Below are 1403 nucleotides of genomic sequence, written 5' to 3' on the forward strand. Positions count from 1 at the left end.
CATCCGTCTTTAGCTAAGCGAAGAACCGCATGACTGCGGCGGCTTATCGGTGTTACTTTTCGGAAGGAATGAGGAGGCAACGAGTGTGTACAACGAAGCCTCCTCACACGATGTTGAACGTCGCCTCACTAACCTCCTTCCTTCTGAAGCGCTCGAAGACCACGCCGATGCTGTCGGCGTGGTCGAGCGCGAAGGGAAGCTTCAGATCCCACCACTCGTCTGGTCGTTCGCGTTCGGCTTCGCCGCAGGCGAAAGCCGAACGCTTGCGGCCTTCAGACGCACCTACAACTCCACTGCTGATGAATCGCTCTCTCCGGGAGGCTTCTATCAGCGGTTGACTCCGACGCTCGCAGAGTACCTCCGCGACCTCGTCGAATACGGGTTCGACGAGGTCGCTGTCCCTCACACCGTCTCTGATGAGTTCGACCGCTTTCGAGATGTGATGATTGCTGATGGAACCGTCCTGCGGTTGCACGAGCTGCTCTCCGAAGAGTACAAAGCACGTCACGAGGAGCAGGCTGGAGCGAAGCTCCACCTGCTCCACAACGTCACCGACCAGACGGTCGAACACTTCAGCATCACGGACGAGAAAACGCACGACAGCACGTTGTTCAACACAGGATCGTGGCTAGAAGGACGGCTAGCGATTTTCGATCTCGCCTACTTCAAGTATCGGCGGTTCGCGCTGATCGACGAGAACGACGGCTACTTCGTGAGTCGACTGAAAAAGAGCGCAAACCCGGTTGTGACGGAGGAATTACGGGAATGGCGCGGCCGCGCCATTCCCTTGGAAGGTGAGAAAATCTTCGACGTCGTGGACGACCTCTCCCGCAAGTACATCGACGTCGAAGTCGAGGTTGAGTTCGACCGGAGAGAGTACGCGGGTACGCAGTCACGAGATACGAAACGGTTCCGTGTCGTCGGCGTCCGCAACGAGGACGCCGACGACTACCATCTGTACATCACGAACCTCTCTCGGGAGGAGTTTCTCCCGGCCGATCTAGCGATGATCTACCGATGTCGATGGGAGGTAGAGTTGCTGTTCCGAGAACTCAAGACACAGTACGAACTGGACGAGTTCGACACGACGAAGAAGCACATCGTAGAGATTCTGCTGTACGCAGCGCTGTTATCCTTGATCGTGAGTCGTGATTTGCTTGGTCTGGTCAGAGAGCACGCTGATGATGGGATCGTGTTCCCGCCGGAACGCTGGGCGGCGACCTTCCGGTCGCACGCCCAGCTCATCCTCCGCGAACTGAGGGACTATCTCGCCTACTCGCCGCCGCCACTGCTAGAGCGACTGATCGAAGACGCTCAGAAGATCCACAAGCAACGACCGATCCTTCGAGAACAGCTCGCTACCACCATCCAACCGACTGCTGAGGCTTAGCTAAAGACCAATG

General features: G+C 57.2%; 1 protein-coding gene. It reads left to right on the forward strand.

Annotated features, from left to right (window positions below):
- The first annotated feature begins 85 nt into the window (after positions 1-85).
- Positions 86-1390, forward strand: a complete 1305-nt coding sequence (locus AM590_RS18135; protein ID WP_058828703.1) for an IS4 family transposase — start codon at positions 86-88, stop codon at positions 1388-1390.
- Positions 1391-1403 lie beyond the last annotated feature (13 nt).

This window comes from Haloferax sp. Q22 (genome assembly GCF_001482285.1).
Taxonomy (GTDB): Archaea; Halobacteriota; Halobacteria; order Halobacteriales; family Haloferacaceae; genus Haloferax.